This window comes from Bradyrhizobium sp. Rc2d (assembly GCF_900099855.1).
Lineage (GTDB): Bacteria > Pseudomonadota > Alphaproteobacteria > Rhizobiales > Xanthobacteraceae > Bradyrhizobium.
Genome location: NZ_FNCU01000028.1, coordinates 62,695 through 76,913, shown reverse-complemented (window position 1 = coordinate 76,913; position 14,219 = coordinate 62,695). Strand labels below are relative to the sequence as shown.

At 64.6% G+C, this 14,219-nt stretch carries 14 protein-coding genes and 1 pseudogene; 6 read left to right on the top strand and 9 right to left on the bottom strand.

Features of this window, described 5'->3' with window-relative positions; all coding sequences use genetic code 11:
• Positions 1–43 precede the first annotated feature (43 nt).
• Positions 44–598 carry a MarR family winged helix-turn-helix transcriptional regulator gene (locus tag BLV07_RS28955; protein ID WP_176945824.1) on the top strand — a complete coding sequence of 185 codons (555 nt, stop codon included), beginning with the start codon at positions 44–46 and terminating at the stop codon, positions 596–598.
• A gap of 20 nt (positions 599–618) precedes the next feature.
• Entirely contained in the window at positions 619–1,815 is a 1,197-nt protein-coding gene (locus BLV07_RS28950) for a 3-hydroxybenzoate 6-monooxygenase (RefSeq protein WP_091892759.1), read from the top strand.
• 45 nt (positions 1,816–1,860) lie between these two features.
• Here the strand turns inward: BLV07_RS28950 and BLV07_RS28945 are convergent, their stop codons facing one another.
• Positions 1,861–2,592: a cytochrome c biogenesis CcdA family protein gene (locus BLV07_RS28945; protein WP_091892757.1), complete on the bottom strand. Its 732-nt coding sequence runs from the start codon at positions 2,590–2,592 to the stop codon at positions 1,861–1,863.
• Positions 2,593–2,795: 203 nt separating this feature from the next.
• Positions 2,796–3,032, bottom strand: coding sequence for a hypothetical protein (locus tag BLV07_RS28940; RefSeq protein WP_244551239.1), 237 nt, complete (start codon positions 3,030–3,032; stop codon positions 2,796–2,798).
• A 511-nt stretch (positions 3,033–3,543) separates the two neighbouring features.
• On the opposite strand from BLV07_RS28940, the gene BLV07_RS28930 reads away from it, so the two are divergent.
• From BLV07_RS28930 to BLV07_RS28915, 4 genes and pseudogenes are all read left to right on the top strand, one after another.
• Positions 3,544–4,593: a LysR family transcriptional regulator gene (locus BLV07_RS28930; protein ID WP_091892753.1), complete on the top strand. Its 1,050-nt coding sequence runs from the start codon at positions 3,544–3,546 to the stop codon at positions 4,591–4,593.
• Between the two features lie 26 nt (positions 4,594–4,619).
• Positions 4,620–4,991, top strand: a complete 372-nt coding sequence (locus tag BLV07_RS28925; RefSeq protein ID WP_020608151.1) for a helix-turn-helix domain-containing protein — start codon at positions 4,620–4,622, stop codon at positions 4,989–4,991.
• Positions 4,992–5,287: 296 nt separating this feature from the next.
• Positions 5,288–6,108 (top strand): annotated as a pseudogene (locus tag BLV07_RS28920) (enoyl-CoA hydratase).
• A gap of 105 nt (positions 6,109–6,213) precedes the next feature.
• Positions 6,214–6,501 (top strand): hypothetical protein, encoded by a 288-nt coding sequence (locus BLV07_RS28915; protein WP_091892751.1) that lies wholly within the window; start codon positions 6,214–6,216, stop codon positions 6,499–6,501.
• 35 nt (positions 6,502–6,536) lie between these two features.
• Here BLV07_RS28915 and BLV07_RS28910 read toward each other — a convergent pair whose 3' ends face one another.
• From BLV07_RS28910 to BLV07_RS28880, 7 genes are all read right to left on the bottom strand, one after another.
• Positions 6,537–7,616 carry an isocitrate/isopropylmalate dehydrogenase family protein gene (locus BLV07_RS28910; RefSeq protein ID WP_091892749.1) on the bottom strand — a complete coding sequence of 360 codons (1,080 nt, stop codon included), beginning with the start codon at positions 7,614–7,616 and terminating at the stop codon, positions 6,537–6,539.
• A 131-nt stretch (positions 7,617–7,747) separates the two neighbouring features.
• Positions 7,748–8,815, bottom strand: a complete 1,068-nt coding sequence (locus BLV07_RS28905; RefSeq protein ID WP_091892820.1) for an alcohol dehydrogenase — start codon at positions 8,813–8,815, stop codon at positions 7,748–7,750.
• Positions 8,816–8,895: 80 nt separating this feature from the next.
• Positions 8,896–9,867 carry an ABC transporter ATP-binding protein gene (locus BLV07_RS28900; RefSeq protein WP_091892747.1) on the bottom strand — a complete coding sequence of 324 codons (972 nt, stop codon included), beginning with the start codon at positions 9,865–9,867 and terminating at the stop codon, positions 8,896–8,898.
• Positions 9,864–10,856, bottom strand: coding sequence for an ABC transporter ATP-binding protein (locus BLV07_RS28895; protein WP_091892745.1), 993 nt, complete (start codon positions 10,854–10,856; stop codon positions 9,864–9,866). Before BLV07_RS28895 ends, BLV07_RS28900 begins: the two co-directional genes overlap by 4 nt.
• On the bottom strand, positions 10,853–11,725 hold the full coding sequence (locus BLV07_RS28890; RefSeq protein ID WP_091892743.1) for an ABC transporter permease: 873 nt from the start codon (positions 11,723–11,725) through the stop codon (positions 10,853–10,855). Before BLV07_RS28890 ends, BLV07_RS28895 begins: the two co-directional genes overlap by 4 nt.
• Complete coding sequence (locus BLV07_RS28885) at positions 11,712–12,662, bottom strand: ABC transporter permease (protein WP_091892740.1); 951 nt, start codon at positions 12,660–12,662, stop codon at positions 11,712–11,714. Before BLV07_RS28885 ends, BLV07_RS28890 begins: the two co-directional genes overlap by 14 nt.
• 7 nt (positions 12,663–12,669) lie before the next feature.
• Positions 12,670–14,211, bottom strand: coding sequence for an ABC transporter substrate-binding protein (locus BLV07_RS28880; RefSeq protein ID WP_091892738.1), 1,542 nt, complete (start codon positions 14,209–14,211; stop codon positions 12,670–12,672).
• Positions 14,212–14,219: the final 8 nt, after the last annotated feature.

Below are 14,219 nucleotides of genomic sequence, written 5' to 3'. Positions count from 1 at the left end.
TACCCTTATTCCGGGCGGAGTTCTCCCGCCAGGATCCAAGTCCATGTATCGATTTTCGAATTCGCTGCCCTATCTGCTCGCCCGGCTCGGCGTTCGCATGGGCGACCTTTTCGCGCGCGTGATCCGTCACGAGAAGTTGACGCTTCCGATGTACCGCGTGCTGGCCGCACTGTCAGAGCAGGGCCATCCGTTGCGCCTTGGAGAGATCGCCGAACTGACGTCGGCCGACGTGTCTACCCTGTCGCGCATCGTCGCGGAGATGAGCCGCGCCGGCCTCTTGACGCGCGACCGGCCTGAGAACGATCAGCGCAGCCTCCAGGTCGTCTTGACGCCCAAAGGTGCTGAGCTGGCAGGGCGGCTCATGCCGCTCGCCGCCTATTATGAAGAAGTCGCAACCGGCAGCATGTCCGCCAAGGAAGCGGCGGAGCTCAAGCGCGTGCTGGTCGAGCTCTACAAGAATATCGATCGGCTCGAGCAGGAAGTCGAGGCCGGATTGATCAAGGTGCCCCCATCGGCGCGGCCGAAGGACGTTCTTGACGAGCAGCCGGAGGCACGCGGCAAGGCGAGGCCGCCGCGTGCCAGGACATCGAGAAAATAGCAAACCACCGAGGAGAGGACATGCGACAGGACCCCATCATCATTGTCGGCGGCGGCATCGGCGGACTTGCGGCCGCGATCGCGCTGGCACGGAAGGGTTTTCAGGTCACCGTCCTGGAACGCGCGCCGCGCTATCAGGAGATCGGCGCCGGCATCCAGCTTGGTCCCAACGCATTCCACGCCTTCGACCGACTCGCACTCGGTGATGCCGCACGATCGATCGCCGTCTTCATCGACCAGCTTCGGCTAATGGACGCGATCTCGGCGGAGGAGATCACCAGCATCGATCTGACCAGCTATTTCCGACAACGCTTTGGCAATCCCTATGCCGTGGTCCATCGCGGCGATCTTCACGGCATCTTCGTGCGCGCCTGCGAGGCGCACCCCCACGTCACGCTGCGGTCCGATTGCGATGTCGTCGGCTACGAGCAGAACGATGCTTCGGCAACGGCACTGCTCAAGTCAGGTGAGCGTGTCACCGGGTGCCTCGTGGTTGGCGCGGACGGACTTCGCTCCCGCATTCGCCAGCAGATGGTCGCCGACGGCGCGCCGCGGGTCGCGGGCCACACCACCTATCGTTCAGTCATCCCGACCGAGCAGATGCCGGAGGATCTGCGCTGGAACGCCGCGACATTGTGGGCCGGCGCCAAGTGCCATCTAGTGCATTACCCGCTCTCGGGCTGGAAGGTGTTCAATCTCGCAATTACCTGCCACAACGATCCCGTCGAGGCGTTTGCGGCAAGGCCCGTGACCCACGAGGAGGTGCTCGAAGGTTTTCGGGACGTGCACCCTCGCGCCAAGGCGATCATTCATCATGGAAGGGACTGGAAGGCGTGGGTGACCTGCGATCGCGATCCGACCGATCGCTGGATCGACCGGCGCGTCGTTCTCCTGGGCGATGCCGCGCATCCGATGCTGCAATATTTCGCGCAAGGAGCCTGCATGGCGCTGGAAGATGCCGTCTGCCTCGCGGACGAACTCGACGAGACGGAAGGCGATGTCGCCCACGCGCTGGACCAATACAGGAATGCCCGGATGCTGCGCACTGCGCGGGTCCAGCTTCAGGCCCGGGAACTCGGCGATCACGTCTATCATCCGGCCGGAGTCCACGCGCTGCTGCGCAATCAGCTGATACGCGAGACAAGCCTGGAGCGCTTCTGCGAGAATCTCGCCTGGCTCTATCAGTCGCCGTTCCCGGAACGGGCGCCGGCTGCGTGAGAAGACCCGTGCGGTTCTGAGCCGGTGCAGCTCGCCGATTCCGCCCTACCCGATCGTCTGCAACGCCGGAAACGTTTCCAGCAGCCAGATGCTCACATTCGAAACCGCGCCGGTGAGGAAGCCGATGCCGGTGATCACCATCAACACGCCCATGGCGCGCTCGACATTGACGAGCTGGCCCTTCATCCGCGCGAACAGCGCGGAGAACTGCTCGATCATCAGGGCGGCGATCAGGAAGGGAATGCCGAGGCCCGCGGAATAGACGGCGAGCAGGCCGGCGCCCTTGGTCACCGTCGCTTCCGCTGCGGCGATCGACAGGATGGCGGCGAGGATCGGGCCGATGCAGGGCGTCCAGCCGAACGCAAAGGCGAGCCCCATGATGTAGGCGCCCCAGAGCCCGACGGGCTTGGGGATCGGCAGCCGGCCCTCGCGCATCAACAGACCGATCCGGGTCAGTCCCAGGAAGTGCAGGCCCATGATGATGATGACGATGCCGGCGAGGATCGACAGCTCGGCCGACCAGGCGCGGATCAGGCCGCCGATCAGCGAGGCACTGGCGCCGAGCGCCACGAACACGGTGGAGAAGCCGAGCACGAACAAGAGAGCCGACATCAAGATCGCGCGCTTGGAGGCCGCGGCCGGCTCGTCGCTCTCGACATGCTCGATCGTGGCCCCCGTGAGGTAGATCAGATAGGGCGGAACCAAAGGCAGGACGCAGGGCGAGAGGAAGCTGACGAGGCCGGCAATCAGCGCCGCCGGGATCGAAACATTTTGCATGATGCAATCGGAGCCATCTCAGGCCCGACACGACGCGCGGGGAGCGCGCGGACCGGAGCCGAACCGGCTCTGGTGTAACCGATGGCTCGGAATGCGCAACAGAGGCGCGCGAAACCAGGGCTCCTCCCGATGCCGTCCGTGATCACAGATGCGGCATCGGGACGCGCACAAATCTCGCCAAAAAGCGAGACTCGGCGGCGCGGCTACTTCACCACGCGGAGCAGCGGACGCCGGGGCTGGTCCTGCGTCTGCTTGGAAGGGGACCGCGGTTCGCTCGCAGCGCTCCGCAGCATTTCGTCGCACAATGCCTTGAGATCGGCATCGTCAATTCCTTTGAGCTTCATCCTGACGTCGAGGATGACCATGGACAGCAGCTCGGCCGAGTCGCGGCTGTTGCTCGCATTGAGAACCCTGCGGCACTCTTCGAGCGTTTCCAGCACCGACTGCAACTGTTCGTCTGAATGCGACACAAGCGTTCTTTCCGTTAATTCGGCCTGCGAGAATTGTCTGTGACGACCCCTGCGGCCCCCGTGGAGAGCCAAAGATAGCACGAGGCCGCTGAGCCTCTGAACATGAATTCAGTGTGTTTCTGCGATGAAACCGTGGTTCCCGCCAACATCGTGCCACGATGCCACTGGCAACCGTCGGAGCGATTCGGGACAAGACGCTTCGTGCGCTGCGATTGATCCATCCGGGACCACGGCAACCGCTGTTGCGCAGGAATGTCCACTGCGGACAGCGCCGACAATCCCGCAGCCATCTCGAGGCTTGCAACGGAACTCACGCGACACCCCTCAAACGGGCAACAGGTGCCCGATTCCCAGCCCTGGCAGCACTCAAATACCGCTCGCGCCGCAGTAAGGATGACGTTCAAAACTCATCACCCCCGCAACCCGCCGTGGTTGTAGTTTGCGCCAGATTCTGCCAGTTTAGCAAACCGAAGGGAATTGTATGCACTCCTTGGCGGAAAGGGGCGTTCCGTTGGAAGAACGCCCAAAGATAAATATCAGCGGCCTCTCCGATTGGGACGCGGCCCGCATATTCCTGGAAGTCGTCCGATGTGGAAGTTTCCGCTCGGCGGCCGAACGTCTGTCCCTGTCGATCAACGCCGTCCGTCGCCGGATCGATGATTTCGAGCGTCAGACCGGCACCACCCTGTTCACCCGCGACGTCCACGGCACCCATCTGACCGATGAAGGCGCGATCGTGGTCTCTGCCGTCGAGCGCATGGAGGCGGCGGCCTTCGACGTGATGCGGACCAGCGATTCGACGGTCAACGCCCTGTCCGGCGAAGTCCGCGTCGCTGTCACCGAGGGACTTGGGACGTTCTGGCTTGCCCCGCGGCTGGTCGAATTCCAGCAAGCCTATCCGAAGATCCTGGTCGACTTGCATTGCGCGATGCGCTCGGCCGACGTCTCCCGCCACGAGGCCGACGTCGCTATCCATCTGTCACGTCCCTCGGCGCTCGACGTCAAGCTGGTGCGGCTCGGCCGCATGCATCTGATGTTCTGGGCCTCGGAGAAATACATCGCAAAACATGGCGCGCCGCGCTCGGCAGCGGAATTGATCAAGCATCGCCTGGTGCTGCAATTCGCCGACCAGCTCGCCGCCAAGGAATCTTTCGAGAGCTTCTTCCCGGGCGTTTCGGAACGTGACCTTCTGGTCATGAAAACCAATGTCTCGAGCGCCAACTACTGGGCGGTCGCGAATGGCGCCGGAATCGGCGTATTCCCGAGCTACGCCATTGCGCTTGGCGGGAAGTTGATTCCACTGGAGGTCGAGCTGAACCGACCGCTGGATATCTGGCTGTCCTACCATCCCGGTAGCGGACGGATTCCGCGCGTGCGGCACATGATTGACTGGCTGATCGAGGCTTTCAATCCGGCTCGCTTCCCGTGGTTTAAGGAGGAGTTCGTGCATCCGCATGAATTCAAAGACTCGTATATGGGCGAACCCCTGACCCAGCTCTTCGGGGGATTTTCAACCGAAGAACAACGGTGAGAAGTATGAAAGCAGCGGCGAAGAGAATGAAGCAGCGCAGTGCCGGCAAGCCGGACATTGAGCTGGGCAAGCGGATCCGTTTGCGGCGAGTCGAGATGAAGATCTCGCAGGCCGAGCTGGGCGAGAAGCTGGGCGTCAGCTTCCAGCAGGTGCAGAAATACGAGAAGGGCGTCAATCGCGTCGGCGCGGCCAGGCTTCAGCAGATCGCCTCCGCCCTCGATGTGCCTGTGACCTTCTTCTATGACGGCGACAACAAGGCGCGCGAAGTGGAGAGCCTGCTCTTCCTCGACAGCGCCTTCAGCCTCCGTCTGCTGCGCGCCTACAGCAAGATCAAGGACCAGACGGTGCAGCGTCAGCTCGTCTCGCTGATGGAATCGATCGCAGCGAACGAAAGCTGAGATCGATCGACGGGTCCGGCCTTTGCGGCCGACGTTCAATCCGCCGCGTCGCGGGGGCGCGGCCGGATTGGACGAGACCGGACGAGAAGATATGTCTGCGCCCGCGCGCTTGCGCGCGGTCTTTCTCGGGGCGGTCTAGTCGCCCCTTTTTCTCGGCGGTCTGCTGCCATGCGCCGAACTCCGCGCGCGCCATGCAATCGCAGCACAGGCGGATGCAAGCTCGCCTACCGCAGCCCCGGTTGACCGCGGTGGCGCCGGCGCCGCACATTGCCTCGCCAACGATCTGCGAGCGCGCGATGTCCGATATGTCCAGCACGACCGAGACGGCTTACGCCGACGGCAAGATCCTTAAGCATGCGGCCAACGGCGTCGGCGTGATCACCTTCAACAATCCCGACAAGCGCAACGCGATGTCGCTGGAGATGTGGGAGGGATTTGGCGAGGCGCTGGCCAGCCTGCGCGACGACGAGACGGTGCGGGTCGTAATCCTGCGCGGCGCCGGCGGCAAGGCGTTCGTCTCGGGCGCCGACATCAGCCAGTTCGAGAAGGTCAGGCACAATGCAGCGGCGTCCGAGGAGTACGCCAAGCGCAGCGCCGCCCAGCGCGCGCTGCTCGCCGACTATCCCAAGCCGACCATCGCCTGCATCCAGGGTTTTGCCTAGGCGGCGGCATGCAGGTCGCGATGCTTGCCGACATCCGCATCGCTTCGCACGACAGCCAGTTCGGCATTCCCGCCGCCAGGCTCGGCATCGCCTATGGCTATGACGGCTTGCGTCATCTGGTGTCGCTGGTCGGCCCGTCCTGGGCGCGCCTGTTGATGTACACGGGCATGCGCATCGATTCCTCTGAGGCGCTGCGCATTGGCCTCGTTGAGCGCGTGATCCCCGACGATCAACTCTGGGGCGAGACCATGGGAATCGCGCAGACCATTTCCGAAAACGCGCCGCTCGCCATCAAGGCCGCCAAGATCACCATCGCGCAGGTTCTGAAGGACGAGAGCCAGCGCGACATGGACACGATCAAGGCGATCGGCAACGCCTGCATGGACTCCCAGGATTTCCGCGAGGGCCGGCAGGCCTTCATGGAAAAGCGCAGACCCAAGTTCCAGGGGCGGTGAAACTGAATCTTCGTTCAGGAAGATTAAATTTCCCGCGCGCACGCACCGCGATAGCAACCAGTTGATCTGTCGAAAGTTCTCTCGCCACCAACGAGGGAGATTGCGATGAAACTCAAATTTGCTGTTCTCGGTCTGGCTGCCTTGGGCGGTGCGGCGCTCGCCTCGGGTCCCGCTCTCGCGGCAATGCCGAACGGCATCCCGCAGGCGGACAAGATTGCAGGCGGTCCCACCGCCGATGTCGATCAGGTGCGCTGGGTCTGTAACCCCTGGGGCCGCTGCTGGTGGCGTCCGAACTACTACGGCGCCTACGGCTATTATGGCGGCCCGCGACGCTTCTACGGCCCGCGTCCGTGGGGCTGGGGTCACCGCTACCACCACTGGCGCCGCTGGTGAACGACAGGGGGCCTGCGGGCCCCTTTTTTCCTTGACTACAGCGCCGCGAGCACCGCTTTCGTGATGTCCGCCGTGCCGTTGCTGCCGCCGAACTCCATCGGCTTGATGCCGCCGGCGTAGACCTTGTCTACCGCACGCTCGATCGCCTCGCCGGCCTCCGCCGCGCTCTCGACGCCATGCTTGTCGGCGAGCCAGTCCAGCATCAGCGCCGCCGACAGGATCATGCCGGTGGGATTGGCCTTGCCCTGACCCATGATGTCGGGCGCGGTACCGTGGCACGGCTGAAACACCGCATATTTGTCGCCAATGTCGGCCGACGGCGCCATGCCGAGGCCGCCGATCAGGCTCGCGGTGATGTCGGAGACGATATCGCCGAACATGTTCTCCATCACCATCACGTCGAAATCCCAGGGCCGCTTCACCAGCATCGCCGAGCAGGCATCGACGTAGAGCCGGTCGGTGTTCACCTCCGGATGCTTTTTGGCGATCTCGTCGAAGATGCCGCGGAAGAACGCAAAGGCCTTGAACACGTTCGCCTTGTCGACGCAGGTGAGCGCACCGGGCTTGCCGCGCGCCTTGCGCCGCTCGGCAAGGCGAAACGAGAACTCGAACAGGCGCTCGGACGTCTTGCGTGAGATCACCATGGTCTCGCGCGCGTCCTCATGGGTGACGACGCCCTTGCCCATCGAGGCGAACAGGCCTTCGGTGGACTCCCTGATCACGACGAGATCGATGCCGCACCGGTCGGCGCCGACGATCGGGCTCGGCACGCCCGGAATGAGCCGCGCCGGACGCACGCCGGCATAGAGATCGAAGATGAAGCGCAGCTCGATCTGCGGCGCGATCTCGGTGTTGTCGGGGTAGCGTACCGAAGGTAGGCCGCAGGCACCTAACAGGATCGCATCCGCCTCCTCGCACAGCTTGATCGTGGTATCAGGCATCGACTTGCCGGTGGCGAGATAATTGTTGGCGCCGGCCGGGGCATCCGTGAATCGGAAGCTCAATTCCGATTTCTGTTCGATCTTGCGCAGCACCTCGATCGCCGGCGCCATGACTTCGGGACCGATGCCGTCACCGGCGAGCACGGCAATGTGGAAGGCGTTATTTGCGGACATAAGAGCCTCAAGGAAGGAGTTAGCCAAGTCGTCATTGCGAGCGAAGCGAAGCAATCCAGGATCTTTCCGCTGAGGCGGTCTGGATTGCTTCGCCGCTTTGCTTCTCGCAATGACGGAGGAGAGAGCGTTCGTTACGGCGTCAGCACGGTGCGTCCGACCACCGCGCCCTGCTGCAACTGCAGCAGCGCGTCGTTGGCCCTGGCGAGCGGTACCGTCGTCACCGGGATCGGCGGCACCTTCTTCGCTCGCACCAGATCGAGCAATTCCTGCGTCTCACGCAAATTGCCGACATAGCTGCCCTGGATCGTCACGGCCTTGATCGGAATCAGCGGCAGCGCCCAGGTCGCACCGCCGCCAAACAGGCCAACGATGACGAGCTTGCCGCCCTTGGTCAGGCAGTCGAAACCGAGCTGCGTCGTCGCGGCGTTGCCGACGAGGTCGATCACGGCGCGGATCGGCCCGCCGGCCTTCTTCGCGAGCTGCTCCAGCGCATCCGGCGCCTTGGGATCGACGGTCGCGAGTGCGCCGGCCTTTTCCGCCGCTTCGCGCTTCTTCGCATCGATATCGACCATGATCGCGCCCTTGCCGCCCATCGCTTTCAGCAGCGACAGCGCCATCAGGCCGAGGCCGCCGGCGCCGAACATTACGATCGGCGTGTCGAAATGCTGCTCGACCTTCTTCAGCGCGCTGTAGGTGGTGACGCCCGAGCAGGCATAAGGCGCGGTCGTCGCGGGGTCGAGCCCTCTCAGGTTGAGCAGATAACGCGGATGCGGCACCAGCATGTGGTCGGCATAGCCGCCATCGCAATAGACGCCGAGCGAGCGCGGCGTCAGGCACATGTTCTCGTCACCGGCAAGGCAGGTGGCGCATTTGCCGCAGCCGATCCAGGGATAGACCAGTCCGATATCGCCGACTTTCAGATCGCGCTGGTCGGTCGGCTTCACGTCGGGACCGAAGGCGAGGACTTCGCCGACCGTCTCGTGGCCCATGGTCAGCGGCAGGTTGATGCCGCGGTCCTTAAGCGACAGCGGCTTGCGGCCGTGACCGAGATCGTAGCCGCCTTCCCAGATGTGGAGATCGCTGTGGCAGACGCCGGCCGCCTTCACCTTGATCAGAACCTGGGTGCCCGAGGGCTGCGGCGTGGCCTCGTCGACCTCCTGCAGCGGCGCCTTGAAATCGGCGACCTTGAAGCTCTTCATCGACATCCTCCCGGCATGTTCTTGTTGTCGCGCCAGCATGCCACGACCGGCGAGGCGAGACAAACCCCGACCGTCTTAGTTTAGGCCAGCGGATGATGGCAAGCCGCGAACTGGCCGGGCGCGATTTCACGCAACTCCGGTATCTCCGCGCTGCATCGCTGATCGGCCCGCGGACAGCGGGTGCGGAAGCGGCAGCCGGACGGGGGCGCAATCGGCGATGGCGGCTCCCCGCTCGCTACACTCTCAACGGGACGCACATCCGGGTCAGGCACAGGGATCGCCTGCAACAGCAACCCGGTATAGGGATGCGCCGGCTTTGCGAACAATTGCTCCGACGGCCCGACCTCGCAGAGCCGGCCGAGATACATCACCGCGACGCGGTCGCTGACCGCTTTGACCACCGCGAGATCATGCGCGATGAACAGCAGCGTCAGGCCGAAGCGCGCCTTCATCTCCTCCAGCAGATTGAGAATCTGCGCGCGGATGGAGACGTCGAGCGCCGACACCGGCTCGTCGCAGACGATGAACTCAGGATTGAGCACCAGCGACCGCGCGATGCAGATGCGCTGGCACTGGCCGCCGGAAAATTCATGTGGCAGACGGCCCGCCACGATATCAGGGTCGAGCCCGACCGCGGAAAGCACCTCGTGAACCCGCCGCTTGCGCTCGGCGGCGTCCTTGACACCGGCGATGATCAGCGGCTCGGCGACGATATCGCCGATGCGCCGGCGCGGATTGAGCGAGGCGATCGGATCCTGGAAGATCAGCTGCACTCGGCGGCGCATCTTGCGCAGCGCCTCGCCCTCCATCGCCGTCAGATCCTCGCCGTCGAACATCACCCGCCCGGATTTGGCGCGGCGCAACTGCAGGACCGCGCGCCCCAGCGTCGACTTGCCGCAGCCGGATTCACCGACCAGCCCCAGCGTCTCGCCGCGCGCGACCTGAAGGCTGACACCGGAGACGGCATGCACCGTCTTGTTGCCGAGACCATATTCGACGACGAGATTGTCGACGTTCAGCAGCGGCTCGGGGCGCACGGCAAGCTGCATCATGCGCCGATCCCCTCGGCCATCTGGATCGGATGGAAGCAGGCATAGAGATGCCCCGGCACCTCCGCGCTCTTCAGTTCGGGCGTGGCCTCATGACAGCGCCCCGCAGCATAGCGGCAGCGCGGCGCAAAGGAGCAGCCACGCAGCGGCCGCGTCGGGTCGGGCGGGCGGCCGGAGATCGCAGGCAGCGGCGTATGCGGCGCGGTCTCCAGCTTCGGGATCGCCGCCAGCAGCGCCTCGGTATAGGGCATGTGCATGCGCTTGAACAGCGCCGGCGTCGGCGCGCGCTCGACCACCCTGCCCGCATACATCACGGCGACCTCGTCGGCGCGGCCGGCGACGACGCCGAGATCATGGGTGATGATGATCATCGCCATGTGGCGGCGGCGCTGCTCGCGCGCCAGGAGGTCGAGAATCTGCGCCTGGATGGTCACGTCGAGCGCCGTCGTCGGCTCGTCCGCGATCAGCAATTTCGGCTCACAGGACAGCGCGATCGCGATCGCGATGCGCTGGCGCATGCCGCCGGAACATTGATGCGGATATTGCGCGAGCCGCTGCTCTGGTGCCGGAATGCCGACGGCCGCCAGCAGCTCGATGCTGCGCTTCCTGGCCGCCGGGGCATCTAGCTCGAGATGTTCCTGGATAGTCTCCATCAACTGGGTGCCGATGGTGAGCACGGGATTAAGCGAGGTCATGGGGTCCTGGAACACGACCGCGAGATCGCGCCCGCGCAGGCGCCGCAGCCGTTCCGCATCAAGCCGCACCAGATCCTCGCCGTCGAACATCACCCGGCCCGTCAGCTTCGCCTTCTTCGGCAGGAGCTGAAGCACCGCGCGCGACAGCATGGTCTTGCCGCAGCCGGATTCGCCGACGATGCCGAGCGTGCGGCCGGCCGCCAGCGACAGGTCGACATGATCTACCGCGCGCAAATTGCCGCGCGGTGTCGGCAGCTCGACCGCGACGTCTTCGATGGTCAAGAGCGGCGCGCTCACAATGCCCCCTGACGCGGGTCGGTCAGCGCCCGCAAGGTATCGCCGACGAGGTTGAAGGCCAGCACGGTCAGGAACAGCGCCGCCGCTGGCAGGAAGGCGAGCCGCGGCGCGACGTCGAGGCTCTCACGCCCCTCGCCGATCATGCTGCCCCAGCTCGCCATCGGCGGCGGCACGCCGAGACCGAGAAAGGACAGCGCCCCCTCGACCACGATGGTGACGGCGACACCGAGCAGGAAGAAGGCGAGCAGCGGCAGGATCACGTTCGGCAGTAGCTCGCGCAGCAGGATCCGCGCGTGGCTGGCGCCGAGCGCCTCGGCGGCAATCACGAATTCCCGCCGCGCCAGCGTCAGCGTCGCCGCACGCGCCACGCGCATGAAAGCGGGAATGCCGAGCACGCCAAGGATCAAGGTCAGATTGGGGACGGATTGGCCGAGATAGGCAGTCACGGCGAGCGCGAAGATGAGCGGCGGAAAGGCCAGCAGCACGTCCATGCTGCCGACCACCAGCGTCTCGAACCGGCCGCGGAAATAGCCGGCGAGCAGGCCGAGTGCGCCGCCGAATATGAGGCTGATCATCGGCGCGATCAGCCCGACCGTCAGCGACACCCGCGCGCCGAAAATCAGGCGGGCGAACTCGTCGCGGCCGAGCCCGTCGGTGCCGAGCCAGTGCTCGCCGGAGAATGCCGCGCGGCGCTCCAGCATGTCCATGTCGGTCGGGTTCTGCAGCGGCAGCAGCGGCGCGAGGATCGCGAGCGCAAGAACGATGGCGAGCCAGCCGCTTGCGAGCCAGAACAGCAGACCAAGCTTGCGCCTGCCGCGAACGGGCGCGACCGCCGCCTCGTCCTGAATCGAGAGCTCAAGCGTGGCCATGGCGGATCCTCGGATCGAGCACGGCGTACAGCATGTCGACGATGAAGTTGACGAGCACGAAGCCGCAGGCGACCAGCAGCACCACGCCCTGCAGGATGACGAGGTCGCGGGTGTAGATCGCGCCGACCAGCAGCCGGCCGATCCCGGGCAGTGCAAAGATCGATTCCACGATCAGCGTGCCGCCGAGCAGGCGGCCGATATTGATCCCGGTCACCGTCACCAGGGTCAGCGACGAGGGCTTGAGCGCATGCACGAACAGGATGCGCGCCGGCTTGAGGCCCTTGGCCTTGGCGAGCGCGATATAATCCTCCTGCAAGGTGGCGATCATGTCGGAGCGCAGCACCCGCATGATGCCCGGCCATTCCGCCAGCGCCAATGTCAGCGCCGGCAGCACGAAGAAGCGCAGATTGGCCAGCGGCGCCTCGGTGAACGGCACATAGCCGGTCGCGGGCAGCCAGTGCAGCTCGACCGCGAACAGATAGATCAGGAGGATCGCGGTCAGGAAGGACGGCATCGACAGCATGGCGAAGGCGCTGCCGGTCATGAAACGGTCGAAGGCGCCGCCGGCGCGCGCGGCGCAGGCGATCGCAAGCGGCACGCCGATCACGAGCCCGATGAACTCCGCCATCAGCATCAGTTGGAGCGAGACCGGGATGCGCTCGGCGACCGCCTGGAGCACCGTCTGCCCGGTGCGGAAGGAGCGGCCGAGATCGCCCTGCAGGGCATGGCCGAGCCAGCTCAGGTAGCGCCACCAGAGCGGTTGGTCGAGCCCCATGTCACGGCGCAGCGCCGCGACATTCTCCGGCGTTGCCTGGTCGCCGAGGATGACCAAGGCGAGATCGCCCGGCAGCAGCGAGGCAATCAGGAAGGTCAGCAGCGAGACGGCCAGCAGGACCGGCAGGATGGCAAGGAGCCGCCGAACGACGAAGTTCAGCATCGCGCTTTCATTCCAGCCAGGTGTTCGAGACGTCGATCACACCGTTGTAGATTTTCGGAAAGCCCTTCAGCTTGGCACTCGACAGCGCGTAATAGGTGTTCTGGAAGGTCCAGAACCAGATCGCCTGCTTGTTGATCAAGCGGCTGATCGCGCAATAATCCTCGGTCCGTTGGCCGAGGTCGGCCGTGACGCGGGCATGATCGAGCAGCCGGTCGAGCTCCGGATCGGCGTAGTTGGACAGCGCGAGCGGGCTGCCGCTGCGGAAATTCGCATACATCTGCGGATCGGGATCGGCGAGATCGACGATACGCCACGGCGTCAACTGGAACTGGCGGGTGAAGGCGCGCGACGGGATGGTGGCCTGATCGACCTGCTCGATCTCCATGTTGCCGCCGACGCGCTTCCAGAACTGCTGGAGCACCTGGCCGATCATGCGGCCACGCGGCGTCGCGGTCACCAGCATCTTGAACTCGACCGGCTTGCCGTAATCCTTGATCAGCGCCTTGGCCTTGTCGATGTCGAACGGCAGCGCGCCGTCGTCCTTGCACTTGACCCAGGAGCCGTCGCCGTACGGATTGGTCGCGGGCCGGCTCAGGCCGTTGCTGATCGCCTGCGACATTTTTGGACGGTCGATCGCCATCACCAGCGCCTGCCGCACGCGGACGTCGTCGAACGGCGCGACCTTGGTGTTGAAGGCGTAGACCTGCGCGCCCGAGCCCTTGTAGGTGTGCACGGTGAGCTTGGAGTCCTTCTGCGCCCTCATGATGTTGTCGGCGTCGTTTTCGTCGTCCCAGATGATGTCGGCCTCGCCCGATTGCAGCGAGGCAAAGCGCGACTGCGCGTCGGGCAGCGGCTTTAAGATGATGCGGTCGAGATAGGGACGGCCCTTGTCCCAGTAATTGGGGTTCTTCTCCAGCACCATGCGGTCGCCCGCAGTCCAGGATTTCAGGATGTAGGGGCCGGTGCCGACGGGATTGCGATTATAGTCGTCGCCCTTGGTCTTCCAGGCCGTCGGCGAATGAATGGCGTTGTTGGAGCTCTGGATAGTGATCACCGCCGGCAGGTTCACGGAGGGATCGGTGAGATTGTAGACGATGGTGTATTCGTCGGGCGCCAGCACCTCCTTGACGTTGGTGATGTAGAAGGCGCAACGGCACTTGTTGGCGGGATCCTTCTGCCGGTCGAAATTCTCCTTGAAAGCCTGCGCATTGAACGGCGTGCCGTCGTGGAATTTCACGCCCTGACGCAGCTTGAAGGTCCAGCTCTTGTAGTCGTCGGAATGGGTCCAGGACACTGCTAGTTTTGGCGCCGCCTCGCCCTTCTCGTCCAGCGTCGTCAGCGTGTCGAAGATCGCGGCGGCGGCGGTGAAGGTGGACGTGTCGTAGACGCCGACCTTGAGCGGATCGAAGCCTGCAATCTCGAGCTCCTGACCGACCGTGATGCTGCCGCCCGACTTCTGCGCCTGCGCCTGCGCCGGCGCCGCCAGCGCAAATGCCGCAACAAGGAAAATCGGCACGCACTTGCGCGCCACGGCAGCCGCATTCGTCATGGTTCCTC